Origin of the sequence: Streptomyces tendae (assembly GCF_008632955.1) — a bacterium.
Lineage (GTDB): Bacteria > Actinomycetota > Actinomycetes > Streptomycetales > Streptomycetaceae > Streptomyces.
In genome coordinates this window covers 2874882-2899753 of record NZ_CP043959.1, presented here as the reverse complement: position 1 = coordinate 2899753, position 24872 = coordinate 2874882, and the positions used below count along the sequence as shown (strand labels likewise).

The following is a 24872-nucleotide window of genomic DNA, read 5'->3' as shown; positions in this document are numbered from 1 at the left end:
CGCCGAGCGGCCCACGGACGTACGGGGGCGAACCGCCGCGGGTGGGCCCGGCCGGCCGCGTCCATACCCGGGCGTCGAACACGGGTTTGCCCGGGACCGCTAGCATGCGCGCCCATGAATGACGACGTGCGCAACATCGTGCTCGGTCTGGTGGCCGCGGGCATCAGCGCCAGCCTGGGCTGGATCGCCCGTACCTACCTCTGGAAGCGCAAGCTCCGGCGCAAGCAGGCATTCTTCGGACTTCCTGACAACTCCGAGTCGTTGCTCGTCGTCAACCGCGACCCGGCGACGGCGGAACCCGCGGTGCACCGCTTCGACGTGTTCGCGCTGCTCGAACTCTCCGCACTGATCAAGGACTGCGGGGCGCACGCGCAGGTGGTCACCCAGGACGCGGCGCACCAGGGGTTCGGCGAGCGGACGGAGTTCTGCGTCGGCGGGCCGGGGTCGAACCGGCGGATGGTCGCGCACATGGCGGCGATGCTGCCGGGTGTACGGGTCAACGTGGACCCGGAGCCGGGCCCGGACCGCGGCGCCTTCCGGATAGGCTCCGACCTCTACCGCATGGAGCCGGGCGTCTCCGAGTACGTCCTGCTGGCGCGGCTGACGGCGGGGGAACGGCGGGACACCCGGCCGGTGTTCCTCTTCTGCGGCCAGCGGGCGATCACCAACCAGGCCGCGACCCGGTACCTCGCCCGCAACCACGAGCGGCTGGCCCGCAAGTACGGGTCCGGTTCCTTCGTGCTGCTCCTGAAGGTGATCAACTCGCAGGCGTACGGACCCGATGTGGTGGAGCTGGTGGCGGACGTCAGCAAACCCGCGCAGACGGCACTGCCGGCTCCGGATCCGGCCCCGCGCACGTCCCACCGCGCGGACTGACCGGGGTCCGCCGGCCTCAGGCTCCCCTGGGAGGCGGCCTGGGCCCCGTAGGGGGCGGGTGGGGCACCACCCGCCCGGCGCGCAGCTGACCTTCTCCTCGTCGGCGGGCGACCGTGGTTTCGGTCGCTGCCGCCGCGAGCAGTGATCACCGGCTGCCGCCGGACGGGTCCGGCCTGTGTGATCCGCCGCCCCGGCTGGGCGGGCGGTCCCCTCCCGGAGGCGGTGTCCCCGCTTGCACCGCGAAGTCTCTCCCCCCACCGGGACGGAGGGAACATCGTAGTCGAGGTCCGGACGGACCGGTTTCCGTACGTCATGTGGTCGCCGCAACGTATCCGGGCAAGATCGCCAGGACGACGCGACACGCACTTTTCGGTCATAAGCCGTATTTACGGCGGGTGATGGGGCGCGCGAGCGGGGCGCGTGTCAGTCCTCCGCGACCTCGGCGTACCACTGCGACAGCTCCGGCACGCCGTCGGCCGCCCACCGGTGCCCCGCGTCCACGACGTCGAACTCCCGTCCGCCGGTGAGGTGTACGACCGGCTGGCCGTCGGCGCGGAGCTCCCAGGCCGCGCCCGGCACGGTGCGCACGATGACGGTGCCGAGGTACAGACCCGCGTCGTTGCCCAGCCAGTCGGAGGTGTCCTCGTCGTCCCGCCACCTGGGGACCAGCTGGTCCAGCGCCTCCAACGAGGCCGGGCTGTCGTCGAGTCGGACTCCCGCCCCGTACGCCTGGGAGCGCAACAGCGCGCACTCCGCCAGGAGTTCCGCGAGACCCGCCGGATCGGGAAGTTCGTCCTTCCGGCGCCGCTTGCCCAGGAACGGGATCTTCATTTCTCCAGCCTGTCATTCGAACCGCCGCGCGCAAACAGGCGCGCGGGGTCCTTCGACGGCCGGCCGGGCCTTGTTACACGTCCAGGTCGACCACGACCGGCGCGTGGTCCGAGGCGCCCTTGCCCTTGCGCTCCTCACGGTCGACGTAGGAGTCGGTGACCGCCTTGGCGAACGGCTCGTTGCCGTAGACCAGGTCGATGCGCATGCCGCGGTTCTTGGGGAAGCAGAGCTGGCGGTAGTCCCAGTAGGTGTACGGGTGGTCGTACTTGAGGGGGCGCGGGACCACGTCCGACAGGCCGGCCTCGCGCAGGGAGGCGAGGGCGGCCCGCTCGGCGGGCGTGACGTGGGTGGCGCCCTCGAAGGCGGCGCGGTCGTAGACGTCGTCGTCGGTCGGGGCGATGTTGTAGTCGCCGAGGACCGCGAAGGGGCGGTCGCCCGCCGCGTCGCCGGCCACGGCCGCCTTCAGCGCCTCCAGCCACTGCAGCTTGTACGCGTAGTGCGGGTGCTCCACCTCGCGGCCGTTGGGCACGTAGACCGACCAGACGCGGACCGGGCCGCAGGTCGCGGAGACGGCGCGGGGTTCGACGGAGCCGTCGTACCCGGGGTCGCCCGGGAGCCCCTTGACGACGTCCTCCAGGCCGACGCGGGAGAGCACCGCCACGCCGTTCCACCGGCCGGTGGCGTGCACCGCGGACTCGTACCCCAGCTCGCGCAGCTGGTCCACCGGGAACTGGGCCTCGGCGACCTTGGCCTCCTGGAGGCACAGCACGTCCGTGCCGCTGCTCTCCAGCCAGGCCAGGAGCCTCGGCAGGCGGGCGGTGATCGAGTTCACGTTCCAGGTCGCGATGCGCATGCCTCACAACCTACCCGCCGGGTCCGACAACGCTCGACCGGCGGCCGCCGGCTGTGGACGACCGCGCCGACGGGCCCCGCGCGGTCAGAGTTCGACCGCTCCCCCGGGGGCCAGGCGCAGGTGCTCGGAACCACCGAGGGCGCCGATCTGGCGGTCGTAGACGGGCCGGGCGAGGTCGGCGAGCAGCGCGTCGTGGATGTCGTACGCCCGTTCGGGACGGACCTCGCGGACGTAGTCGATCACCTCGGCGATCTTGTTCCAGGGTGCCATGACGGGCAGCATCAGCGTCTCGACGGGGTGGCCGGGGACGGTGAGCGCGTCGCCGGGGTGGAACAGCTTCCCGCCGTCGACGAGGTAGCCGACGTTGGTGACGCGCGGGATGTCCGGGTGGATCACGGCGTGCAGTTCGCCGTGGACCTGCACGTCGAAGCCGGCGGCGGTGAAGGTGTCACCGTGCCCGACGGTGTGCACACGGCCCGGGAACGCGGCGGAGATCTGGTCGGCGACCGACTTGAGGGTCCAGATCTCGGCCGCCGGGTTGGCCTCCATCGCGGTGCGCAGCCGGCCCTCGTCGAAGTGGTCCGGGTGCTCGTGGGTGACCAGCACCGCGTCCGCGCCGACGGCGGCGTCCTCCTCGCTGAACCCTCCCGGGTCGAGGACGAGGACGCGTCCGTCCTTCTCCAGCCGGACGCAGGAGTGCGACATCTTGATGAGCTTCATGGCTCCATCGTGCATCCGGTGCCCGGAGCGGCGCGCGGGGGACCGGACCCGCTGCCGCGTCACTCCGGCGGCGTGGTCTCCTCGCGCACGACCTGCTGGGCCACCCGGAAGGCGCCGCTGGCCGCGGGGACGCCGCAGTAGACGGCCGCCTGCAGCAGCACCTCCTTGATCTCGGCCGGGGTGAGCCCGTTGCGCAGCGCGGCGCGGGTGTGCACGGCGAGTTCGTCGAGGTGCCCGCCCGCGACCAGGGCGGTCAGCGTGACGCAGCTGCGGGTGCGGCGGTCGAGTCCCGGGCGGTCCCAGACCTCGCCCCAGGCGTACCGGGTGACCAGCTCCTGGAAGTCCTCGGAGAAGGCGTCGGTCTGCTCCAGGATCCGGTCGACGTGCGCGTCGCCCAGCACCTCGCGGCGCACCTTGATGCCGGTGTCGTACGGGTGCGCCCTGCGCCTGCGGGGGGCGGCCGGGGCGATCTCGGCGACGGGGGCGGGCTGCGCGGGGGCGACGGCCGGGACGGGCGGGCGGGGCACGGCGGCGGGCATGACGACGTGGCCGGTCGCGTTGTCGGGAAGGGGCTGCCAGGCGGTGGAGAAGTGCCGGACCAGCAGGTCGGTGACGGCGGCGGGCTGCTCCACCGGCACCAGGTGGGAGGCGCCGGGTACGACGGCGAGCCGGGCGTCCGGGATGCCGGCGACCAGGGTGCGGGCCTCGGCGGGGCCGGTGACCTGGTCCTCGGAGCCCACCAGCACCAGGGTCGGAACGCCGACGCTGCCGAGGCCCGCCCGGACGTCGAAGGAGGCGAGCGCCTCGCAGGCGGCGATGTAGCAGCCGGGGTCGGTGGTGCGGACCATCTGCACGGCCCACTCGGTGATCGCGGGCTGGGCGGCGGCGAACCCGCCGGTGAACCAGCGTTCGGGCGCCGAACGGGCGATGGGGTCCAGGCCGTTGGTCCGCACGATCACCCCGCGCTGCCGGAACTCGTCCGCGGTGCCGAAGCGGGGCGAGGCGGCGATCAGCGCGAGGGACGCGAGCCGCTCGGGGTGGCGCAGGGCCAGCTCGATACCGACGGCACCGCCGAGGGCGCAGCCGGCGTACCCGAAGCGCTGCACGCCGAGACCTTCGAGGGTGGCGAGCAGCCGGGTCGCGAGGTCGGTGACCGAGGCCGCGGGGTGGGCGGGGGCGCCGCCGTGCCCCGGGAGGTCGAACCGGAACACCCGCCACTGCTTCGTCAGCTCGGGAATCTGGCGGTCCCACATGTGCCAGGTGGTGCCCAGCGAGGGCCCCAGGATCAGAACCGGAGCGTCTTCTGGTCCGTCGAAGCGGTATTGCAGGGTGTTCGGTGCTGTCTCGCTCACCCGTCAGACCCTCTCACGTCTCACGCAATGTCACGTGGCCGGGGGAATCACCGACGGTCGACCGCCCCCCACGCCACGCCACGTCCGGTACTGCCGGAACCCTAATGGATGGAGCGGAGACTTCTCCGGCGCACGCTTCATCCCGGGCCTCCCGATACGACCGAAAAACACACGTTCGAACCGCCGTCCCGCTCGTTGCGCCACAGGAGCGGCCATGCATCCGCATGACACGTTCACGAACTCCGCACGATCCACGCCCGCCGCGAGCGCCCCTCCGGTGCGGCTACGCCAAGGAGCTCACGCGCGCCGGGACCGCACGGCGGACGTGCAGGCGTCTTCCGGGGCGGTCAGATCTTCGTCGCCGTGTCCGAAGGCCCGGGCGCCGATCGTGTCGACGGGGAGAGGACGCTGCGGCCGAGGGGATGAGGTGGTGGTCGACGCGCGTCGGGCCGTCCCGGTGGGTTCGGCGCTCGATCAGGCCGTTGTCCTGGAGACGGCGCAAGGCAGGCCGCAGGCCGGGGGGCTGGTGTGGGTCAGCGGGGTGCCAGGGTCTCCAGGGTCGTCACCGCCTCGGCCAGGCCCGTGGCGCGGGCCGTGCCGGGGACCGGGCGGCCCGACCAGCCGGGGCCGAGGGTGAGGACGTAGGGGCTCCGGCGGGCGCCGCGCACGCCCCACTCCATGGCGGCGACGTGCTGGGCCAGCGGGCGGCTCGCCGTGGCGCGGGACTGGGCCCACAGGGCGACGGCGGCCGGGCCGGTCCTGCGCACGGCCGCGATGAGCGACTCCACCGGCAGGGCGCCGCCGAACATCCGCACCGGGACGCCCCGTTCGGTCAGCGCGGCGGCCAGCACCTCCAGGGCGAGGGTGTGGTTCTCCCCGGCACGCAGGCGAGCACCGTGGTGGCGCCGGGGCGGTCGGGGACCGAGTCCGGTGTGCTGCGGCGGAGCGCGCCGGAGACGTGCCAGGACAGGAAGTGCTCGACCTCGACGTACCTCTCCCCCGAGCTCTCCCACTTGCGGCCGACGGCCTGCAGGGTCGGCACGATCACCTCGGTCCAGGCGGCGACCAGGCCGTGCTCGCGCATCGCGTCGAGCAGCAACCGCTCCAGCGCGGTCGCGTCGAGGCGCAGGGCCGCGCGGGCGATCCCCTTGCACTCCTGGCGCGCGTCGCCGAGGCTCAGGCCGCTGCCGGCCCGGGCGCGGGCGGGCGCGCGGCGGGCGGGCGGCGGCCGCGCCGGGCGGGCCGGGCCGCGGCGGACGGCTCCTCGGTGCGGGCCAGGCGCGCGGCCTCGGCGGGCGCCAGGCCCGTCGCGGTCAGCGCGCACATCCGCTCCAGCCGCGCCACGTCCGCCGGGGCCCACCTCCGGTGCCGGCCGCCGGTGTGCAGGTCGGGGCCGAGGCCGTAGCGGCTGTCCCAGGTGCGGACCGTGGTGGGTGCCACCCCGAGGCGCCTCGCCACCTCGCCCGTGGTCAGCCCGCCCTGCGGTACGTCCTCGCCGGCCCCGGGCCCGGCGTTCTCCGTGCGCTCGCTCATACGACCACTGTACGACGCACAAACGACGCATGTTGTCTGCGTCGGTTCTGTGTTCCGACACTGGGGTCAGTCCCGCAGCCGGCGGCGACTCCTTCGAAAGGGATGATCCCCATGCGCTCCCGTATCCCCGTTGCCCTCACCGCCTCGGCCGGCGCCTGCGCCCTCGCGCTCGGTGTCGGCGCACCCGCCATGGCCGCGTCCTCCGCCGCCCAGGACACCGCGAACGTGTCCGTCATGCACGGCATCCCCGGGATGACGGTCGACGTCTACGCGAACGGCGACGAGCTGCTCAGTGATTTCAAGCCCGGCACGGTGACCGAGCCGCAGTCCCTCGACGCCGGCACCTACGACATCCAGATCTTCGAGGCGGGCCAGGGCCCCGACGGCACGCCGGCCCTGGAGAAGGAGGTCAAGGTGGCCGAGGGCGACACCGCCACGATCGCCGCCCACCTCACGGCCGACGGCAAGCCCCAGCTGACCACGTTCGCCGACGACGTGTCCAAGGTCGACGCGGGCAAGGCGCGCCTGACCGTCCGCCATGTCGCCGCCGCCCCCGCCGTGGACGTCCGGGCCGGCGGTCAGCCCGTCTTCACCGGTCTGACGAACCCCGACGAGGACACCGCGGTGGTCGACGCGGGCACGGTCAACGCCGACGTGGTCCTCGCCGGTACGGACACCGTGGCCCTCGGCCCGGCCGACCTCAACCTGGAGGAGGGCAGCAGCACCGTCGTCTACGCCTGGGGCAGCGCCGAGGACGGCAACCTGGCTCTCGCCACGCAGAAGTTCGCCGGCATGGAGTCGATGCCGAAGGCCGTGCACGCGGGCGGCGACGGCGCCGCCGTCTCCGCCAACTCCACGGAGTGGACCCCGGCCTGGGCCGCCGTCGGCGGAGTCGTCGCCGTGGCCGGTGTGCTGGCGGCTCGCCGCTTCGGGGGCCGGCGTGGCTGACACCTCGCGCCGGCGCACCCGATCGGCCGTGACGGCCGCCGCCCTGGCGGTCGTCACGGCGTTCGTGCTCGGCTTCCTGCTGCTGACGCAGGCGCGGGAACCGGCTGCCCCCGTGGCCGACTTCGGCGCCGCGCCGTCGGCTCCGGCGGCCACGGCTGGTGCGTCCGCCGCGCCCCCGCCGCCTGTGGCCGACCGGCCCCGGGAGGCCGCACCCGAGCGGATCCTGGTGCCCGGTGCCGGTCTCGACGCCCGCGTCGACCTCGTGGGCGTGACTGCGCAGGGCGACATGACCGTGCCGGGCGACCCCGCCGTGGCCGGCTGGTACCGCTACGGTCCCGCGCCCGGCAGCTCCCAGGGATCGGCCGTGCTGGTGGGGCACCTGGACAGTGACACGGGTGACCTGGGCGAGTTCGCCGTACTGAGGGACGTACGGCCCGGGGACACCGTCGAGGTACGGCGGGCGGGGGACGGGCCGGTGACGTACCGCGTCGTGTCGCGCGTCACCGTTCCGAAGGACGAGCTGCCGCCGTCCGCCTTCCGCCGCGGCGGGCCCCCGGTGCTCACGCTCATCACCTGCGCCCCGCCGTTCGAGCCCGAGCGGGGCGGCTACCGGTCCAATCTCGTGGTCACCGCGGAGCCGGTGGTCAACTGACGGTTCCCGTGCAGGCGTTCGGAGTCCTTCGACCTCACTTCGCCCACACGGCAGTTCCCTGGCGCACGCATTCGATCATCCGGGGACATCCCCGAAAACCCGTGCCCTCGGGCCGGTGTCGCGCGCCTACGGTTCCAGCGCGGCCAGGGGCGGGTGGGCTGCCCCGTGGAGGCCGCCGCGAGCACACAACGACTGGAGAGGGAGACGCCCGTGGCAACTGTGGAAGTGTCGCTGAAGGACATCATGACCGTCGTCGAAGGAGCCCTGGGAGCGGCCGTCGTCGACTACTCGAGCGGCATGGCGCTGGGAACGCTGGGCGGGGGGAAGGACCTGGACCTCACCGTCGCGGCGGCCGGCAACACGGATGTGATCCGCGCCAAGGTGCGCACGATGGAGCTGCTGGGCCTCACCGGACAGATCGAGGACATCCTCATCACGCTGGAGTCCCAGTACCACCTGATCCGGCTGGTCACCGGCCGCAGCGGCAACGGCCTGTTCCTGTACCTCGTGCTGGACAAGTCCCGTTCGAACCTGGCGATGGCCCGCCACCAGCTCAAGCGGATCGAGGAACAACTGGAAGTGTGAACCGCCCCGGACCCCGGCCGACGCGCGCCCATGATGTGAAGAATTCTTCAAGTCGCCACATGAACATGGCCCCAAGCCATGGGCGCGCGTCACGCCGAGCCAGAAGGATCGGCGGCGAAGGACGGCACATCGTGCGGCGGCGCCCACGCCGGGCGCCGCCGCGCCCTGGAGAACATTCCCGACGCGGCAGGGAGCGCGCACCCATGCAAGTCCCCCTCTACCAGGCCAAGGCAGAGTTCTTCCGGATGCTGGGGCACCCGGTGCGCATCCGGGTCCTGGAGCTGTTGCAGCACGGGCCCGTGCCGGTGCGGGACCTGCTCGCCGACATCGACATCGAACCGTCCAGCCTGTCCCAGCAGTTGGCCGTGCTGCGCAGGTCCGGCATCGTCGTCTCGGTACGGGAGGGCTCCACCGTGACCTACGCCCTCGCGGGCGGCGATGTCGCCGAACTGCTCCGCGCCGCCCGCCGGATCCTCACCGAACTCCTGGCCGGGCAGAGCGAGCTGCTGGCGGAGCTGCGGCAGGTCGACGTGCCGGTGCCGACCGCGTCGGGGAGCGGGGACGGTTAGAAGCCCGTCAGAGGACGGGGACTCGAGAGCGGGGACGGCCGGGACCCCTCCTCACGGGTCGCCGAGGGCGTCGAGGCCGGTCAGGGCGCCGACCGGGTCCGGGTCGGGGGTGCCCCGCGGCCACCAGTCGTCCTGGTCCGGTTCCGACTCGTACGCGTACCAGAGGTGGTCGCGGCCCAGGCGGAGCTGGACATGGCCGCGCGGGTGGGTGAGGCGGTTGCGCCAGGGCCGGAAGGCGGGAAGGTCGGCGGCGAGCAGCAGGGGGCGGGCGCGGTCGAAGCGGCCGGCCGGGGGGTCCCAGGGCTCCTCCAGCACGGCCAGCCCGGTCGGGCCTCCCTGGCGCCAGGCGGCCACCGCGCGCGCCAGGTCGCCGGGGGCGCGGCCGGCGGCCCGGGCGAGGGAGGAGTACAGCGCGCGGGTGCCCGCGGTCAGTCCGGAGCCGGGGCGGGCGGCGGCCAGTCGCACCGCGTCGTGCCACAGGGTGAGCGGGCCGACCGGGTCACGGCCGGTGGTGAGCAGGGCGTGCGCGCGGGCGGCGGCGTCGGTGGCGAGCTGGTCCAGCGCGAACGGGTCGGGCCCGCCGGGCGATGCCGGGTAGACGGGCGGCTGCTCCGGGTGCGGCGGCGGGGGCAACGGCGCTGGTGGCGGCGGGAGTTCGGGGCCGCGCCGGGCCAGGGCGTCGGTGGCCCGTATGCCGGGCAGCGGCTCCGGTTCCTTCCCCTGGACGGCACGGGCGGCGCGGGCCGCGCTGAGCCGGGACAGCGCGTCGATCACCTGGCGCTCGCTCCGCCCCCGCAGCAGGAGCAGCACGAACGGGTCCGCGTCGAGCAGCCGCGCGGTCTGGTAGCAGAGGGCCGCCGCGTGCTTGCACGGGTGCCCGGAGTCGGGACAGCTGCACCGCGGGGCGAGGTCGCCGGGGCCGGGCAGCAGCGGGACCCCGCAGTCGGCGAGGGACTGCGGCATCTCCTTGTCCAGCAGCGCCGCGATGTGGCCGGGGCGTTCGGCGGCGGCGTCCAGGAACCGCTCCCAGTCGGCGTCGTCGAACGTCCGCAGCCGCACCTGCACCCGGTAGGGCCGGGCGCGGCTGCCCCGGACGTACGCGAGGACCAGTCCGGGCGTGACGGTGATAGCGTCGACGTGTCCCTGTTCGGCGTAGCCGCGTCCGCGGGCGAGCCGGGCGGGGTCCAGCGCGCCGTCCTCCAGGGCGGTCACCCACGCCCTGCCCCACCAGGTCTCGGCGAACCGCCCGGCGCCGTCCGAGGAGCGGGGCGGGAACGGCGGGAAGGTACGGCGCAGGTCGCCGTCCCGCGCGGGGGCGGCCATGGAGGACGGGGCGACGGGGGACGCCGCCGCCGGTTCGCCGGTGAACCGTGCGCCTCGCGCGGTCCCGGACGCGGGGTGCTCGCGGGCGGGCGGCTCGGTATCCGGCCTGCGACCCGGAACGTCGCCCGGTGCGTCCGGGGCCGGGTCGTCCGCCGTGTCGGGCATGCGGAAGGCGTCGGCGAGGGTCTCCCGGATCTCCCGCGCGCGGCGGTCGGCGGCACGGTCGCCCCGCGTGGTGCGTGGCACCCTGGGCGCGGGTGCCGGCGCCCGTCGGGTGCGCATGGCCTCGTCCACCTGTTCGCGGGCGCGGGCCCGCGCGGCTTCCTCGCGTGCGGCACGCAGCGCCTCCCGCGCGATGTCACCGGGGCGGTGGGCCGACGGCTCCGCGCCGTCGCCGGTGGCGGGGGTGGCGGCCTCCGTCTGCTGGGCGGAGCCGGCGCCGTCCTCCGGGCCGGGGGCGGGGGTCTCGACCGGGTTCGGGCGCGCTTCGTCGGTTGTCCCGTCCTCGGCGGGAGACGGGCCTCCGGTCGCCGTGACCTCCGTATCCTCCGTGTCCTCCGTGACCGTCGTGTCCGCGTACGGGGGCACGTCACCCGTCGGCCCTCCGGCCACCGCGTCCGAGGCCGGCCGGGGCTCGTCGGCCACCTCCGCGGCGGCCTCGGCGCCGGACTCCGGCCCGGGTCGCGGCTCCGGTGGCGGCTCGGCAGAGGCACCCCGCCGTGCCCGCAGCGCGCGGTGCAGGGCCTCCCGGGCCGCGTCGGACGGACGCGGGGCGTGAGGCGCCGGGGATGCCTCCCGGACCGGCGAGGGCTCCTCCCCCGCCGACGACCCGTCCCGCACCCCGCCCCGCGACTCGTCCTGCGAGGTCTCCCCCTCCGGCGCCCGCGCCCGCGCCGCGCGCAGCGCCTCCCGCGCCTCCTCCGACGGCCGGGGTGTCATGCCGACCTCCGCAGGGACACCAGGTCGGACAGATCACGGTCGGACAGCTCGGTGAGCGCGGACTCGCCCGAGCCGAGGATCGCGTCGGCGAGGGCCCGCTTGGACTGAAGCATCTCCGCGATGCGGTCCTCGACCGTGCCCTCGGTGACCAGCCGGTGCACCTGGACGGGCTGCGTCTGGCCGATGCGGTACGCGCGGTCGGTGGCCTGCTCCTCCACCGCCGGGTTCCACCAGCGGTCGAAGTGGACGACGTGACCCGCCCGGGTCAGGTTCAGTCCCGTCCCCGCCGCCTTGAGCGAGAGCACGAGGACCGGCACCGCACCGCTCTGGAAGCGGTCCACCATCCGCTCCCGCTCGGGCACCGGCGTACCGCCGTGGAGCAGGTCGACCGGGACGGCGCGCTCGGCGAGGTGGCGGGTGATCAGGCGGGCCATGCCGACGTACTGGGTGAAGACGAGGGCCGAGCCGTCCTCGGCGAGCACGGTGTCCAACAATTCGTCCAGCAGGGCGAGTTTGCCGGAGCGGGCGGCGAGGCGGTCGCCGGCCGGGGCGTGTTCCTCCTTCAGGTACAGCGCGGGGTGGTCGCAGATCTGCTTGAGCGCGGTCAGTAGCTTGAGCACCAGCCCGCGGCGCCCCATACCCTGCGCGGTCTCGATGGCGAGCATCGACTCGCGCACCACCGCCTCGTACAGCGCTGCCTGTTCGCGGGTGAGCGGCACCGGATGGTCCGTCTCCGTCTTGGGCGGGAGCTCGGGGACGATGCCCGGGTCGGACTTCTTGCGCCGGAGCAGGAAGGGGCGGACGAGACGGGCCAGCCGCTCGACCGCCTGCTCGTCCTCGCCGGTCTCCACCGCGCGCGCGTGCCGGGCGCGGAAGGACTTCAGCGGGCCGAGGAGCCCGGGGGTCGTCCAGTCCAGGAGCGCCCACAACTCGGAGAGGTTGTTCTCCACGGGGGTGCCGGTGAGGGCGACCCTGGCGGGGGCCCTGATGGTGCGCAGCGCCTTGGCGGTCGCCGAGTGCGGGTTCTTGACGTGCTGCGCCTCGTCGGCGACGACCATGCCCCAGCGCTGTTCCGCGAGGGTGGGCGCGGCGGAGCGCATGGTGCCGTAGGTGGTGAGGACGAAGCCGCCGTCCAGGTCGTCCAGGGCGCGGTCGGGGCCGTGGAAGCGGCGTACGGGGACGCCGGGGGCGAACCGGGTGATCTCCCGCTGCCAGTTGCCCAGCAGGGACGCGGGGCAGACCACCAGGGTGGGTTCGGGGCGGGCCCGCTTCAGGTGCAGGGCGATGAGGGTGACGGTCTTGCCGAGGCCCATGTCGTCGGCGAGGCAGCCGCCGAGGCCGAGGGAGGTCATGAGGTCGAGCCAGGCCAGGCCGCGCAGCTGGTAGTCGCGCAAGGTGGCGTCCAGGCCGGGCGGAGGCGCCGCGGGCCGCACGCCGGCGGTCAGGCGGTCGCGGAGGGCGGCCAGCGTCCCCGCGGGCACCGCCTCCACCGTCTCGCCGTCGACCTCCGCCTCCCCGGTGAGGGCGACGGACAGGGCGTCGACGGGATCGAGCAGCCCCAGGTCGCGCTTGCGGGCCTTGCGGACGAGGGCCGGGTCGACCAGTACCCACTGGTCGCGCAGCCGGACGACCGGGCGGTGCGCCTCGGCCAGGGCGTCCATCTCGGCCTCGCTGAGCGGGTCGCCGCCCAGGGCGATCTGCCAGCCGAACCGCAGCAGGTCCTCGCTCTCGAAGAAGCCGGTGCCGTCGGTCGCCGAGCCGGGCGCGGGCCGGACGACGGCCGTGGCGGTCAGGTCCTGCGCGAGGTCGCGGGGCCAGTGCACGGCGACGCCGGCCGCCGCGAGCCGGGTGGCCGCCACTCCGAGCAGATCGCTCAACTCGTCCTCGGACAAGGCCAGTACGTCCGGCACGTCCTGGTCGGCGAGCCGGTCGAGCGGGGGCCAGACGCGGGCCGCCCGGCGCACGGCGAGGGCGGCGTCCACCCGGGCACGCGGCCCGAAGCCGTGGTCCGCCCCGCCCGACCACAGGGCCGCGGCGTCGGCCACCAGCGTCGGGTCGGAGAGGCTGTGCACCTGCACGACCGCCGCGCCCGCGCCCCGCGCGCCGCCGGCGGTCTCCCCGGTGTCGAAGAGGTCGTGGGCGGACAGGTCGAGGCGGAGCGAGACCCGCACGCCCGCGTCCATGCCGGCGGCGACCTCGGCGGCCCAGTCCCGGGCGCCGGGCAGCCGCTGGGGCCGCCGCGCGGCGAACGGCAGTCCGGAGGCGTAGGGGGCGGCGGGGGTGCGGGGCAGGGTGTCGGCGACCGCGTCCAGGAAGGCACGGACGAGCGCCTCGGGCCGGGGCAGGCGCAGGGGGCCGGGTCCGGGCAGCGGCACCGCGTGGCCCTCGTAGGGCAGGGCGGCGGCCACCCCGCGCAGGTGTGCCACGTCGTCCGGTTCGAGCGGGCCGGCCCGCCAGGCGTCGTGTCCCTCGGCGGTGAGGCCGGGCAGCAGGCGGCCGCGGGCGGTGAGCCGCAGCGCGTGCAGGGCGGCGGCGCCCCAGCAGGCGGTCGCCGGGTGGGCCGCGGGGTCGTACCGGGCGGCGACCAGCAGGGGCAGGGCCTCGTCCACGGGCAGGGAGAGCGCGGGGACGGTGCGCCGGCGCACTCCCGCGCCGTGCGGCCGGACGACGGTGAGGTCCGTCCGCCGGTCACCGTCGCCCTCGTCGGAGGGCAGGGCCGCGCCCTCGGGGTCGTAGAAGGCGATCCGCCCGTCGCGCGGGAGGGGGGCGGGCAGGAACACGGCCGGGAGGTGCGACGGCGCGACGGGTCCGTCGCCCGTCCCGGACACCGCCGTCACGGTCGCCTCGCTCATACGCCTTGTCACCTCCCCGCCCGCCGTCGGACCAGTCGTCTTCGACTTTACGGGCGGGGTCCGACAATCGGCTCCGGCACCCGGGGTCAGGGCACGGTGCGGGCCACGACGTACACCCGGGGGTAGCCGGGTTTGTCGTGGTTGACGACCACGTCGTGGGTGGGCGCGGGGTTCTCCTGCTTGTGCACCAGGCCGGACCAGGTGCCGGGTCCGTCGAAGGTCCAGCCGGTGACGTCGCGGTCGCGCTCGTTGATGGTGAGACGGTCCTCCTTCAGGTCCTTCTCCGCCATGCCCATGCTGGTGAGGAAGGCGGTCAGGCCCGCGTCACTGGTCTCGAACTCGACGTACAGGCGGCTGGTCTTCCAGTTGTTGGTCTCGTACGAGGCCACCCACCAGGCCGGATGCGGTATCGGCACCTGGTAGATGCGGCGCTGGAGCTTCGACGGCCAGCCCTCGGTCAGGCCGGTCGCGGAGTACTTCGCCTCCTTGTCCTTGCCGCTGGCCCGGCTCTGGTTCGCGGAGATCACCAGGTAGCCGGCCGGGACGCCGATGAGCAGCACGATGATCAGGAGGGTGAGGGCGCGGCGGCGGATCATGTGCCGCCGGTCCTCGCCCGGCTGCGACCCGCCCGCGCCGCCCGGCCCGCCGGGGTGGCCGGGGTCGCCCGTCAGCGGGGGAAGCTCGCCCGTCACAGCGACTCCGGGCTCGTACGGCGGGCCTCCGCGAAGCGCTCGTAGCGCTCGTGCCGCTCGACACGGCGGCGCTTGGCGCGGCGGAAGCGGCGGGCGACGAGGCGGGCCAGGTCGGCGGCGCCGACCATGCCGGCCTCGGGGCCGAGCTGGGCGCGGACGATACGGGCCTCCGGGCGGTAGCCACGGCCGGTGAGCTGCCGCTTGAAGGCGTCCCGCGCGGGGCCGATGAGCAGGTCGTCGGCCGCGGAGACACCGCCGCCGATGACGAAGCAGGAGGGGTCGAGGGCGGCGGCCAGGTTGGCGATGCCCACGCCGAGCCACTGTCCGATGTCCTGGAGCAGTTCGATGCACATGGCGTCGCCCTCGCGGGCCAGCTCGGTGATCATCGGACCGCTGATGTCGGCGATGTTGCCCTTGACGTGCTCGATGATCCCGTAGGCGACCGGGGAGTCGGCGGCGGCCAGCTCCTTGGCCTCGCGGACCAGGGCGTTGCCGGAGCTGTACTGCTCCCAGCAGCCGCGGTTGCCGCACGGACAGCGGTGGCCGCCGGGGACGACCTGCATGTGGCCGAACTCGCCGGCGACGCCGTACTTGCCGCGCTTGACCTTGCCGTCCTCCAGGATCGCGCCGCCGATGCCGGTACCGAGCGTGATCATGACGAGGTTGTCCTCGTCCCTGCCCGCGCCGAAGCGCCACTCGGCCCAGGCGGCGGAGTTGGCGTCGTTGTCGACGAGGACCGGGACGGCGAGGCGGTCGGCGAGGCGGTCCCGGAGGGGTTCGTTGCGCCAGGACAGGTGGGGGGCGAAGAGCACGCGGTTGCGGTCGGCGTCGACCCAGCCGGCCGCTCCGATGCCGACGGCGTGTACGTCGTGCCGGTCGGACAGGTCCAGCACCAGCTCCACGATGGTGTCCTCGACGACCTTCGGGCTCTTGGACTTGTCCGGGGTCTCCGTGCGGAGCTTCTCCAGGATGTTGCCGTCGGCGTCCACGACGCCCGCCATCACTTTGGTGCCGCCGATGTCGATGCCCACGGTCGGGACCCGGGGGGCCGACAGGTGGGAGCGGCGCTCCCGGGTGCCGACCGTTCTCAGGACGGTGGCGCGCCGGGATCCGATGGGGGCGGTGAAGTCGCGGTAGGTGCTCATCGGGTGCGATTGTGCCGCACGGGAACGCCGATCGCGGTACCGGGCAGGTGACGGGGTACGCCGGATCCGGCACCGTAAACCGACGGCGGCGGGCCTTCCCCCGTTCGCGTCCGCACCGGTTCACGGTGCGCGCGCCGCGTGCCTGTGGATCCGGTCACATTGTCCGGACAATGCGACGACCACGGCGACGGCCACGCCGCTCACGGCGCCGCGGGCCCTTACGGGATCGGCGTTCAGTTCCGTACCAGCAGCTGGAACTCGAAGGAGTACCGCGCGGGCCGGTAGGTGTGGGTGCCGTACTCCACCGCGCGGCCGGTGTCGTCGAAGGTCACCCGCTGCATCGTGAGCAGCGGGGCGCCGGGCTGCTCACGCAGCCGCTCGGCCTCGACGGCGGTGGCGGCCCGCGCGCCGATGGTCTGCCGGGCGCTGTGCAGGGTGATCCCGGCGGCCCGCATCAGCCGGTACAGGCCGGTCGCCTCCAGCTGGCCGGTGTCCAGGTCGAGCAGGGCGGGCGGGATGTAGTTGCACAGGTACGCGATGGGCTCGCCGTGCGCGGACCGCAGCCGCTCGATGCGGTGCACCTCGGTGCCCTCGGTCACCCCGAGCGCGGCGGCGACCTCGGCGGACGCGGTGACCATGGTGTTGACCAGCACGGCCGTGCCGGGCCGCTGTCCGGCGGACTCCAGGTCGTCGTAGAGGCTGCTGAGCTCCAGCGGGCGTTTGACCTGGCTGTGCACGACCTGGGTGCCGACCCCGCGGCGGCGTACCAGGAGGCCCTTGTCGACGAGCGACTGGATGGCCTGGCGGACGGTCGGCCGGGACAGGCCGAGCCGTGCGGCCAGCTCGATCTCGTTGCCCAGCAGGGTGCCGGGGGTCAGGGTGCCGTGCTCGATGGCGGACTCCAGCTGCTGGGACAGCTGGAAGTACAACGGCACGGGGGAGCCGCGGTCCACGCTGAGCTCCAGCTGCACGGTCGGGTCCACTTCTGGTTTCGGCACGGGGTGAGCGTAGTCCGGCGGACTGTTGACGGGAAGTCGTGTAGTTCGGTTGTCCGGACATACGCATTGACAGGGAGCGGTGCGAGCCCCACTTTGTTTCCATGCGCATCGGGGTCATCGGTACGGGCCGCATCGGCACCATTCACGCCCACACACTCAGCAGGCACCGCGAGGTCGGGTCCCTGATCCTCACGGACGTCGATCCGGCGCGGGCCCAGGCCCTCGCCCACCGGCTCGGCGAGACGGCGGCGCCGGGGGTGGACGAGATCTACACCTGGGGAGTGGACGCCGTGGTGATCACCGCGGCCACGTCCGCGCACGCCGATCTGATCGGCAGGGCGGCCCGCGCGGGGCTGCCGGTCTTCTGCGAGAAGCCGATCGCCCTCGATCTCGCCGGGACCTTACAGGCGATCACGGAGGTGGAGACCGCCGGGACGGTGCTGCAGATGGGCTTCCAGCGGCGGTTCGACCGGGGTTACACGGGCGCCCGTGAGGCGGTACGGGCGGGCAGGCTGGGGCGGCTGCACACGGTGCGGGCGATGACGAGCGACGCGGAGCCGCCGGCCCCCTCGCGTCTGGCGCAGTCCGGGGGGCTGTACCGGGACAGCCTGATCCACGACTTCGACATCCTGCGGTGGGTGACCGGCCGGGAGGTGGTGGACGTCTACGCCGGCGGGTCGGACGCCGGTCCCCCGGTGTTCCGCGAGTCGGGCGACGTCGACACCGGCGCGGCGCTGCTCACCCTGGACGACGGCACCCTCGCCACGGTCACCGGGACCCGGCTGAACGGCGCCGGCTACGACGTACGCATGGAACTCGCCGGGGAGCTCGACCAGATCGTGGTCGGCCTGGACGACCGTACGCCGATCGCCTCCACGGAACCGACCGGGCCGCCGGCCGCGGACAAGCCGTGGACGGGCTTCCTGGAGCGGTTCGGGCCCGCCTACGAGGCCGAACTGGTCGCGTTCGTCGAGGTGGTCCGGGGCGAGCGGCCCAACCCCTGCGACGGCCGTGAGGCCCTGCGGGCCCTGCTGATCGCGGAGGCCTGCGAGCGGTCCCGCCGGGAGCGCAGACCGGTCCGTCCCACGGAACTGCTGAGCAGCGCCACGGAGGCGCTGGCCTAGAGCGCGTTCGGAGTGCCGGGTGCATCCCGTACGAAGCCAGGCACCCGGCACGCCGGGAGCACGCACCGGACGCCGCGGGGCCGCCCTCCGGGCGAAGGTGAGCGCGTTGTCCGCCGCGTGGCGGCGAGGACCCCGCCGTGCGGGAAGCCGTTCTGCTGGTGCCGGCCGTCGCGGACGTCGATCTCCAGGGTCGCCCCGCCGTCGCCGAAGTCCGTGGGCCGGGCGCCCAGCAGCCTGCTGAAGGGCCGCGCGTCCAGCAGCCGCCGTGCGGTGGCGAGGGCGAGTTCGGGGGCGAGGTCATGCTGAGGGCCCGGGACGGGCGGACGATGAGCGGGCCGGACGACGGACGTCAGGAACTCCCGGTCTCCTCCAGCAGTCCCGCGTCATGGGCGAGCAGGGCGATCTGCACGCGGTTGTTCAGACCGAGCTTGGCCAGGATGCGCGAGACGTGCGTCTTGACGGTGGCCACGCTCATGTACAGCTCGGCGGCGATCTCCGCGTTGGCCAGGCCCCGGCCGACCGCGACGGCGACCTCGCGTTCGCGGTCGTTGAGCCCGGTGACGCGCTCCCGCGCCCGGGCCCGCCGCGTGTCGCCCGCGGCACCGGCCGCGTGGGCCATCAGCTGCCGGGTGACCGCGGGCGACAGCACCGGGTCCCCGGCCGCGACGCGCCGTACCGCGGCGACGATCTCGGCGGGCGGGGTGTCCTTGAGCACGAACCCGGCGGCGCCCGCGCGCAGGGCGCGCAGCACCTGGTCGTCGGCGTGGAAGGTGGTCAGCACCACGACCTGGGGAGCGTCCTCGCGGGTCCGCAGCGACTCGGTCGCGGTGAGACCGTCGACGGACGGCATCCGGATGTCCATGAGGACGACGTCCGGGCGGGTGCGGTCGACGAGAGTCCCCACCTCGCCGCCGTCGGCGGCCTCGCCGACGATCTCGATGTCGCCGGCCCCGCCCAGCATGAAGGACAACCCGGCCCGCACCAGCGGGTCGTCGTCGACGAGAAGCACGCGGATCGCAGTCATGGGCGGTACGTAATCACGGCCGGGCGGGACGGGGACACTCCGAGGGGTGGGGCGGGAGTCATCGCCATGGCAGCCGTGCCCGTACCTCGAAGCCGCCGTCGGGGCCGGGGCCGTGCTCCAGGGTGCCGCCGGCCAGGGTGGCCCGTTCGGTGAGGCCGATCAGTCCCTGCCCGGCACCGGGCACGGCCGGTACGTCCCCCTCGGGGGCGGGGTTGCGCACGGTCACCGCGAGGTCCTCCCCCGGCCCGCCGGCGACCGACACGGTGACCTCCGTGCCGGGCGCGTGCTTGCGGGCGTTGGTCAGGCCCTCCTGGGCGATCCGGTAGGCGGTGCGGCCGACGGACGCGGGGACGTCGGCCGGATCGGTGACCCGCTGCTCCAGGGTGACCTTCATGCCCGCCTGCCGGGACTCGGCGACGAGGGAGTCGAGCGCCGCGAGCGTCGGCTGCGGCCGGCCGCCGTCCTCGCTCTCGCCGGCCCGCAGCACCCCGATGATCTCCCGCAGGTCCTGCAGTGCCTCGTGGGCGCTCTCCCGGATCACGCCGGCCGCCCGCGCGACCTCCTCGCGCGGGGCGTCGGGCCGGAACTCCAGAGCGCCCGCGTGCACGCTGAGCAGCGTCAGCCGGTGCGCGAGCACATCGTGCATCTCGCGCGCGATGGCCTCGCGGGCCAGCCGCTGCGCCTGCTCGGCCCGCAGCCGCGCCTCCGTCTCGGCCCGCCGGGCGCGGTCCCTGAGGCTCAGCATGAGCTGCCGCTTGGAGCGGACGAACATGCCCCAGCCGACGACGGCGACCGTCAGCACGACGAGCAGGACGACCGCGGCGGCATACGGCAGGTCCGGATCGGGACGCCACCAGAAGTACAGCGGTACGAGCGCCAGCTGGACGCCTGCCACCCAGGCCACGTACCGGAAGGGCCGGTGCACGGCGAGTGTGAACAGGGCGATGACCGCCACGCCGCCGGAGGTCTCCGAGACGAAGCTGACCGGCATCATGACCGCGGCCAGGGCGAACGGCCACCGCCGGCGCAGCCAGACCGCGCCGCACGACAGCGCGCCCAGCACCTGGTCGGCCACGCTCACGAACCGGGGGAGATCGGGGGTGTTGTCGAGCGTGTCCGCGCCGAGCAGTCCGATCAGGACGGCCAGCAGGAAGCAGGCGAAGTCGACCAGCCAGTCGCGGGCGGTACGCCGGGGCCGGCGCCCCGAGCGGGCGGCGTCCGGGTCGAGTTCGTGGATGAGGGCGGACGGGAAGAACCACCTGGGCCCGGTGAACACCGGGGCGGTCCGCGTCGCCTTGTCATCAGTCACGGTCGGCAAATCTATGCGGAGAACAGCGCGCGGGACGCCCCGCCGGCGGGATCCTCGACCGAAGTCGGGCAGGCGGCGACTTTCGGCGTCCCGGACCGCGCCGGTCGTCCTCCTCGGTCGGAAAGGGCTCGCCCCGCGGCCGATGTGGGTGGGGGGTCCGCGGGGCGAGAGTCGGGGGCATGAGGAAACTGCTGGAGGTACTGGGCTTCGTGGCCGTGCTGCAGGGGGTGGCCGGTCTGGTGACGGAGTTCACCGACTGGAACTGGGGCCTGGTGCGGCGGACCGGGTTCTTCGACGGGTACGAGATCTACGCGAGCGTCGCCCTGCTGGTGCTGGGGATCGCCCTGTTCGCCGTCGCGGAGAGCCGGAAGCCGGGCGGGTGACCGACAGGCGGCCGGCCGCCGCCCCGTCCCCGGTGCCGCGCCGCCGTCCTGGTCAGCAGGTGTGGTCGACCAGGTCGAACGACGCGTAGTGGTCGGCGGTGTAGTAGTCCTCCTGGTACTCCTCACCGGTCACGATCCGGCGGGCGCCACGGGTGGGGGAACCGGGCGTGATCACCGTGTACTCGTGGTAGTAGCCGCTCGACCGGTCCGGCAGGACGCCTTCCCGGTTCTGGAAGACGGTGCCGTCCTGCTCGAACGGGAAGGGACCGCCCTGGTCGATCAGGCCGAGGGTGTCGTGCGCCTCGGCGGGCAGGTCGCTCGCGCAGATGTCACCGACCGCGAGGACGGACGCCGCGGCGACGGGGGCGGCGGGGGCGGCGTGGGCCGCCGGCGCGGAGAGGGCTCCGCCGCCGCCCAGCAGAAGGACGGACAGAAGGGCTGCTGCGGCGCCGGACCGGGCCGCACGTGGGGGGAATCGCATATCCCATGATGACGCGCGTAGACGCTGGCATGTCAATGTCAAGTACATGGAGTTTTCGGTGCGGTCCGGTGAGTTTCCCGTGACGTGACGTGCGGCCGCCGTCCGCCCCGGACCTCCGGGGCGCAGGTCGACGTCCGTTCGCCGCCAGCACGGCGGGACGAGTGGCGGTGGGATGGGCCCATGACCACGTACACGATGGAGAAGACCCTGCTCGGCAAGGCGGCGCTGGTGACGGGTGGCGGCCGCGGCATCGGCGCGGCGACGGCGCTCCGGCTGGCGCGGGAGGGCGCCGACGTCGCGGTGACGTATGTGAACGGCAAGGAGGCCGCGGAGGACGTCGTACGGGCCGTCGAGGCCCTGGGGCGGCGCGCGGTGGCGCTCCGGGCGGACGCCGGCGACCCGGAGGAGGCGCCGGCGGCGGTGGGCGCCGCGGTCCGTGAACTGGGCCGCCTGGACGTCCTGGTGAACAACGCGGGCGTCGGCGTGCTCGGCCCGCTGGAGACCCTCTCCCCGCCGACGTGGACCGGGTGCTCGCGGTGAACGTGCGCGGTGTCTTCCTGGCCTCGCGCGCGGCGGCGGCCGTGCTGCCGCGCGGGGGCCGGATCGTCACCGTCGGCACCTGCATGACGCAGCGGGTGCCCGGCCCCGGCGGGACGCTCTACGCCATGAGCAAGGCGGCGCTGGTGGGGCTGACCAAGGCGCTGGCACGGGAGCTGGGCGAGCGTGGGATCACGGCGAACATCGTCCACCCCGGGCCGATCGACACGGACATGAACCCGGCGGACGGCCCGTACGCGGCCGGGCAGGCGGCGGCGACCGCACTGGGGCGTTTCGGCACGGCCGCGGAAGTGGCGGAGACGATCGCCCACCTCGCGGGCGCGGCGTACGTGACCGGGGCGGAGTTCGCGGTGGACGGAGGGCACGCGGCCTGAAGTCCGTCACCCTGGGCCGGGCCCTGAGGAGCGAGGGCGCCCGGCCCGAGGGATCAGGCGCCCGCGCGGGATCGGCCGCCGAAGTCCGGCACCCGGCACCGGAGTTGACGGGCCGCCCGCCGTTTCCCGTGCTCAGCCGCCGAGTTCCTGTCGGCGCGCTTCCAGGGCCGCCTCGCCCTGGTCGGTCAGGGAGCCGAACAGGCGCAGGCGGGAGATGCCGCCGTCGGGATGGATGTCCACGCGCGCGTGGGTGCCCACCGCCGGTTCCGGGAGGACGAAGCGGTGGTTGGTGTCGGGCTGCAGGCGGGTGCGCGGCAGGACCTCCCGCCAGTCGGCGTCCTCGCCGTCCCGCACCGACACCGACGCCCAGCCCGCCGCGTTGCCCTTGAGGTAGGCGGTGTCGATCTCCAGGGCGCGGATCCGTGCCTGCGCGACCAGGCGGTAGCTGATCCAGTCGTGCCCCCGGTCGCGGCGGCGCCGGGTCTCCCAGCCGTCGTCCATCTTCAGGGAGCGGCCGGGCCGGATGGTGTTGGCGGCCGGCGAGTAGAAGAGGTCCGAGGCGTCCAGCACCCGGCCGCCGTTCTCCAGGGCCACCACGTCGAAGGTGCCGAGCGCGGTGAGCCAGGCCAGGTCGGGGACGACCTCGCCGTACACCCGCAGCCGGGCGATGCCCCCGTCGGGGTGCTGGTTGAGGCGCAGGTGGGTGAAGCGCTGTTCGGCCGTGACGGCGAAGCCGTTGGCCGCGTGGCCGCCGATGGCGGTGCGCGGCACCAGCGTCGTCCACTTCACGTCGTCCGCGAGCAGGGCCGCGGGCGACGGGGAGCCGTCCACCGCGGCGCCCTCGACCGACACCGCCTGCGGGTGGTTGCCGCGGAAGTGGGCGGTGTCGACGACGATGCCGCGGACGACGCCGGGCGTGCCGAGACGGATCAGCGCCCAGTCGTGGTCGTCGTCCGTCGGCCAGGGGTGCCCGGCGGAGGTGCCGCGCCGCCTACGGGTCTCCCAGCCGTCCATGATCTTGCCCTTGTGCCCGAAGCGTTCCGGGTCGAAGACGGCGCGCCCGGGCAGCAGGAGGTTCTCGCGCTGGGCGAAGAACTCGTCGTTGGCGGCGATGACACCGGCGCCGAGCCGGCGGTCGGCGAGGTCGGCGAGGTGGGTGAAGGGGAAGTCGGCGGAGCGGTAGTCCGCGTACGGGTCGCCCCCGCCGTAGGGGTGGGCGTCGCCGGTGAAGGTCTCGATCGCCGTCACGGTGATGTGATCCTGCCTTTCGGGGGTCGGGTCAGTCGGGTCGGGTGAGGAGCAGGCCCTTCGGTGCGGTGAACTCTCCGTCGGCCAGGATCCGGTGGCCGCGCAGCCAGGTGGACCTGACGACGCCGTACAGGGTGCGGCCGGCGTACGCGGTCACCCGGTTGCGGTGCTGGAGGGCGGCCGGGTCGACGGTGAAGCTCTCGTCGGGGGCCAGGACCGCGAAGTCGGCGTCGTGGCCGGGCGCGACGGCGCCCTTGCGGGCGTCGAGTCCGGCCAGCCGGGCCGTGCGCGTCGCCATCCAGCGGACCACGTCGTCCAGGGTGTGGCCGCGCCTGCGGGCCTCGGTCCAGACGGCCGGGAGGCTGAGCTGGAGGCCGGAGATGCCGCCCCAGGCGGTCGCGAAGTCGTCCGTCTTGAGGTCGGCGGTGGACGGGGAGTGGTCGGTGACGACGCAGTCGACGGTGCCGTCCGCCAGGGCCCGCCAGAGCAGGTCCTGGTTGGCGGACTCACGGATGGGCGGGCAGCACTTGAACTCGCTGGCCCCGTCCGGGACCTCCTCCGCGGTGAGGGTCAGGTAGTGAGGGCAGGTCTCGACGGTGACGCGGACGCCGTCCGCCCGGGCCTCGGCGAGGAGGGGCAGCGCGTCGGCGGAGGAGAGGTGGAGCACGTGCACCCGGGCGTCGAACCGCCGCGCCTGCTCCAGGAGTCGGGCGATCGCGGTGTCCTCGGCCCGGCGCGGGCGGGAGGCGAGGAAGTCGGCGTACCGGGGGCCGCCCCGCTGCGGGGCGTCGGCGAGGTGCTCGGGATCCTCGGCGTGCACGATCAGCAGGCCGTCGAAGGCGGCGATCTCCGCGAGGGAGCGTGCCAGTTGCTCCTGGTCGAGGTGCGGGAACTCGTCCACGCCGGACGGTGAGAGGAAGGCCTTGAAGCCGAAGACTCCCGCCTCGTGCAGCGGGCGCAGGTCCGCGACGTTGTCGGGGAGGGCGCCACCCCAGAAGCCGACGTCGACGTGTGCCTTGTCGGCCGCGGTCTTCCGTTTGACGCGCAGGTGGTCCACCGTCGTGGTGGGCGGGAGGGAGTTGAGCGGCATGTCGACCAGCGTGGTGACACCGCCGGCGGCGGCCGCGCGGGTGGCGGTCCAGAAGCCCTCCCACTCGGTGCGGCCGGGGTCGTTGACGTGCACGTGGGTGTCGACCAGGCCGGGCAGCAGGACGTCTTCGCCGAGGTCCTCCAGGCGGGCGCCCTCGGGGACGGGGGCGTCGTGCGGCAGGACGGCCGTGATGGTGCCGTCGGCGACGGCGACGGACGCGGCGCGCGTTCCCTCGGGGGTGACGACGCGTGTCGAGCGCAGCACCAGTTCGACGTCGGGCACCCGGAGCCTCCTGCACGTCAGCGGAAAATTCAACGTTCTGTTGAAGGAGTGTTCCCCTCGGCACCCGCCGCGTCAAGGGTCCGCCTGCCGCCCCGGCCGCCCGGACGGCAGCTCTGGACGATTCCACAAGG

The 24872-nt window shown here is 74.3% G+C and carries 21 protein-coding genes and 2 pseudogenes; 8 read left to right on the top strand and 15 right to left on the bottom strand.

Translation table 11 applies throughout. The features are described from left to right. Nucleotides 1-114: 114 nt before the first annotated feature. Nucleotides 115-876: a hypothetical protein gene (locus F3L20_RS13485; RefSeq protein ID WP_145826444.1), complete on the top strand. Its 762-nt coding sequence runs from the start codon at nucleotides 115-117 to the stop codon at nucleotides 874-876. A 423-nt stretch (nucleotides 877-1299) separates the two neighbouring features. Here F3L20_RS13485 and F3L20_RS13480 read toward each other — a convergent pair whose 3' ends face one another. The 5 genes and pseudogenes from F3L20_RS13480 to F3L20_RS13460 all read right to left on the bottom strand — a co-directional run bounded on the left by F3L20_RS13480 (nucleotide 1300) and on the right by F3L20_RS13460 (nucleotide 6165). After that, complete coding sequence (locus tag F3L20_RS13480; RefSeq protein ID WP_150154595.1) at nucleotides 1300-1707, bottom strand: DUF6278 family protein; 408 nt, start codon at nucleotides 1705-1707, stop codon at nucleotides 1300-1302. A 73-nt stretch (nucleotides 1708-1780) separates the two neighbouring features. Further along, on the bottom strand, nucleotides 1781-2560 hold the full coding sequence (locus F3L20_RS13475) for an exodeoxyribonuclease III (protein ID WP_150154594.1): 780 nt from the start codon (nucleotides 2558-2560) through the stop codon (nucleotides 1781-1783). A gap of 84 nt (nucleotides 2561-2644) precedes the next feature. Further along, on the bottom strand, nucleotides 2645-3280 hold the full coding sequence (locus tag F3L20_RS13470; RefSeq protein WP_150154593.1) for an MBL fold metallo-hydrolase: 636 nt from the start codon (nucleotides 3278-3280) through the stop codon (nucleotides 2645-2647). 59 nt (nucleotides 3281-3339) lie between these two features. Continuing rightward, nucleotides 3340-4632 (bottom strand): 4-carboxymuconolactone decarboxylase, encoded by a 1293-nt coding sequence (gene pcaC / locus F3L20_RS13465; protein ID WP_150154592.1) that lies wholly within the window; start codon nucleotides 4630-4632, stop codon nucleotides 3340-3342. A 533-nt stretch (nucleotides 4633-5165) separates the two neighbouring features. Beyond that, nucleotides 5166-6165 (bottom strand): annotated as a pseudogene (locus tag F3L20_RS13460) (MerR family transcriptional regulator). 111 nt (nucleotides 6166-6276) lie between these two features. Here F3L20_RS13460 and F3L20_RS13455 point away from each other — a divergent pair. The 4 genes from F3L20_RS13455 to F3L20_RS13440 all read left to right on the top strand — a co-directional run bounded on the left by F3L20_RS13455 (nucleotide 6277) and on the right by F3L20_RS13440 (nucleotide 8919). Continuing rightward, a complete protein-coding gene (locus tag F3L20_RS13455) occupies nucleotides 6277-7113 on the top strand; it encodes a DUF4397 domain-containing protein (protein ID WP_150154591.1) in 837 nt (278 codons plus the stop codon). After that, entirely contained in the window at nucleotides 7106-7765 is a 660-nt protein-coding gene (locus F3L20_RS34535; protein ID WP_240810891.1) for a class F sortase, read from the top strand. Before F3L20_RS13455 ends, F3L20_RS34535 begins: the two co-directional genes overlap by 8 nt. 210 nt (nucleotides 7766-7975) lie before the next feature. Next, the gene (locus tag F3L20_RS13445; RefSeq protein WP_024883932.1) at nucleotides 7976-8350 is read left to right on the top strand and encodes a hypothetical protein; all 375 of its coding nucleotides are present in this window, start codon (nucleotides 7976-7978) and stop codon (nucleotides 8348-8350) included. A gap of 203 nt (nucleotides 8351-8553) precedes the next feature. Next, a complete protein-coding gene (locus F3L20_RS13440; RefSeq protein ID WP_150154590.1) occupies nucleotides 8554-8919 on the top strand; it encodes an ArsR/SmtB family transcription factor in 366 nt (121 codons plus the stop codon). A 51-nt stretch (nucleotides 8920-8970) separates the two neighbouring features. Here the strand turns inward: F3L20_RS13440 and F3L20_RS13435 are convergent, their stop codons facing one another. The 5 genes from F3L20_RS13435 to F3L20_RS13415 all read right to left on the bottom strand — a co-directional run bounded on the left by F3L20_RS13435 (nucleotide 8971) and on the right by F3L20_RS13415 (nucleotide 16841). Beyond that, the gene (locus F3L20_RS13435; RefSeq protein ID WP_150154589.1) at nucleotides 8971-11181 is read right to left on the bottom strand and encodes an SWIM zinc finger family protein; all 2211 of its coding nucleotides are present in this window, start codon (nucleotides 11179-11181) and stop codon (nucleotides 8971-8973) included. After that, nucleotides 11178-14033: a DEAD/DEAH box helicase gene (locus F3L20_RS13430; RefSeq protein ID WP_150154588.1), complete on the bottom strand. Its 2856-nt coding sequence runs from the start codon at nucleotides 14031-14033 to the stop codon at nucleotides 11178-11180. Before F3L20_RS13430 ends, F3L20_RS13435 begins: the two co-directional genes overlap by 4 nt. 86 nt (nucleotides 14034-14119) lie before the next feature. Continuing rightward, the gene (locus F3L20_RS13425) at nucleotides 14120-14725 is read right to left on the bottom strand and encodes a sugar kinase (protein ID WP_150154587.1); all 606 of its coding nucleotides are present in this window, start codon (nucleotides 14723-14725) and stop codon (nucleotides 14120-14122) included. Then, nucleotides 14722-15870 (bottom strand): ROK family glucokinase, encoded by a 1149-nt coding sequence (locus F3L20_RS13420; protein WP_150154586.1) that lies wholly within the window; start codon nucleotides 15868-15870, stop codon nucleotides 14722-14724. Before F3L20_RS13420 ends, F3L20_RS13425 begins: the two co-directional genes overlap by 4 nt. Nucleotides 15871-16103: 233 nt before the next feature. Next, on the bottom strand, nucleotides 16104-16841 hold the full coding sequence (locus F3L20_RS13415; RefSeq protein WP_206338917.1) for a GntR family transcriptional regulator: 738 nt from the start codon (nucleotides 16839-16841) through the stop codon (nucleotides 16104-16106). Nucleotides 16842-16969: 128 nt separating this feature from the next. On the opposite strand from F3L20_RS13415, the gene F3L20_RS13410 reads away from it, so the two are divergent. Next, nucleotides 16970-17992 carry a Gfo/Idh/MocA family protein gene (locus F3L20_RS13410; protein WP_150154585.1) on the top strand — a complete coding sequence of 341 codons (1023 nt, stop codon included), beginning with the start codon at nucleotides 16970-16972 and terminating at the stop codon, nucleotides 17990-17992. 349 nt (nucleotides 17993-18341) lie between these two features. On the opposite strand, the gene F3L20_RS13400 is transcribed toward F3L20_RS13410, so the two are convergent. Both F3L20_RS13400 and F3L20_RS13395 read right to left on the bottom strand, forming a co-directional pair. Then, on the bottom strand, nucleotides 18342-19016 hold the full coding sequence (locus F3L20_RS13400) for a response regulator (protein WP_150154584.1): 675 nt from the start codon (nucleotides 19014-19016) through the stop codon (nucleotides 18342-18344). Nucleotides 19017-19074: 58 nt separating this feature from the next. Next, the gene (locus tag F3L20_RS13395) at nucleotides 19075-20325 is read right to left on the bottom strand and encodes a sensor histidine kinase (RefSeq protein ID WP_150154583.1); all 1251 of its coding nucleotides are present in this window, start codon (nucleotides 20323-20325) and stop codon (nucleotides 19075-19077) included. A 179-nt stretch (nucleotides 20326-20504) separates the two neighbouring features. Between F3L20_RS13395 and F3L20_RS13390 the strand changes: the two genes are divergently transcribed. Continuing rightward, entirely contained in the window at nucleotides 20505-20708 is a 204-nt protein-coding gene (locus F3L20_RS13390) for a hypothetical protein (protein ID WP_150154582.1), read from the top strand. A gap of 52 nt (nucleotides 20709-20760) precedes the next feature. Here F3L20_RS13390 and F3L20_RS13385 read toward each other — a convergent pair whose 3' ends face one another. Then, nucleotides 20761-21189, bottom strand: a complete 429-nt coding sequence (locus tag F3L20_RS13385) for a ribonuclease domain-containing protein (RefSeq protein WP_150154581.1) — start codon at nucleotides 21187-21189, stop codon at nucleotides 20761-20763. Between the two features lie 180 nt (nucleotides 21190-21369). On the opposite strand from F3L20_RS13385, the pseudogene F3L20_RS13380 reads away from it, so the two are divergent. After that, nucleotides 21370-22121 (top strand): annotated as a pseudogene (locus tag F3L20_RS13380) (SDR family NAD(P)-dependent oxidoreductase). Nucleotides 22122-22253: 132 nt separating this feature from the next. On the opposite strand, the gene alc reads toward F3L20_RS13380, so the two are convergent. Beyond that, complete coding sequence (alc, locus tag F3L20_RS13375) at nucleotides 22254-23369, bottom strand: allantoicase (RefSeq protein WP_150154580.1); 1116 nt, start codon at nucleotides 23367-23369, stop codon at nucleotides 22254-22256. 31 nt (nucleotides 23370-23400) lie between these two features. Beyond that, a complete protein-coding gene (allB, locus tag F3L20_RS13370; RefSeq protein WP_150154579.1) occupies nucleotides 23401-24741 on the bottom strand; it encodes an allantoinase AllB in 1341 nt (446 codons plus the stop codon). Nucleotides 24742-24872: the final 131 nt, after the last annotated feature.

Excerpts from the sequence above, each read along its gene's own strand:
- F3L20_RS13485 (WP_145826444.1), top strand. The coding sequence starts at position 115 with ATGAATGACGACGTGCGCAACATCGTGCTCGGTCTGGTGGCCGCGGGC.
- F3L20_RS13480 (WP_150154595.1), bottom strand. The coding sequence starts at position 1,707 with ATGAAGATCCCGTTCCTGGGCAAGCGGCGCCGGAAGGACGAACTTCCC.
- F3L20_RS13475 (WP_150154594.1), bottom strand. The coding sequence starts at position 2,560 with ATGCGCATCGCGACCTGGAACGTGAACTCGATCACCGCCCGCCTGCCG.
- F3L20_RS13470 (WP_150154593.1), bottom strand. The coding sequence starts at position 3,280 with ATGAAGCTCATCAAGATGTCGCACTCCTGCGTCCGGCTGGAGAAGGAC.
- F3L20_RS13455 (WP_150154591.1), top strand. The coding sequence starts at position 6,277 with ATGCGCTCCCGTATCCCCGTTGCCCTCACCGCCTCGGCCGGCGCCTGC.
- F3L20_RS13440 (WP_150154590.1), top strand. The coding sequence starts at position 8,554 with ATGCAAGTCCCCCTCTACCAGGCCAAGGCAGAGTTCTTCCGGATGCTG.
- F3L20_RS13435 (WP_150154589.1), bottom strand. The coding sequence starts at position 11,181 with ATGACACCCCGGCCGTCGGAGGAGGCGCGGGAGGCGCTGCGCGCGGCG.
- F3L20_RS13430 (WP_150154588.1), bottom strand. The coding sequence starts at position 14,033 with ATGAGCGAGGCGACCGTGACGGCGGTGTCCGGGACGGGCGACGGACCC.
- F3L20_RS13420 (WP_150154586.1), bottom strand. The coding sequence starts at position 15,870 with ATGAGCACCTACCGCGACTTCACCGCCCCCATCGGATCCCGGCGCGCC.
- F3L20_RS13410 (WP_150154585.1), top strand. The coding sequence starts at position 16,970 with ATGCGCATCGGGGTCATCGGTACGGGCCGCATCGGCACCATTCACGCC.
- F3L20_RS13400 (WP_150154584.1), bottom strand. The coding sequence starts at position 19,016 with ATGACTGCGATCCGCGTGCTTCTCGTCGACGACGACCCGCTGGTGCGG.
- F3L20_RS13390 (WP_150154582.1), top strand. The coding sequence starts at position 20,505 with ATGAGGAAACTGCTGGAGGTACTGGGCTTCGTGGCCGTGCTGCAGGGG.
- F3L20_RS13385 (WP_150154581.1), bottom strand. The coding sequence starts at position 21,189 with ATGCGATTCCCCCCACGTGCGGCCCGGTCCGGCGCCGCAGCAGCCCTT.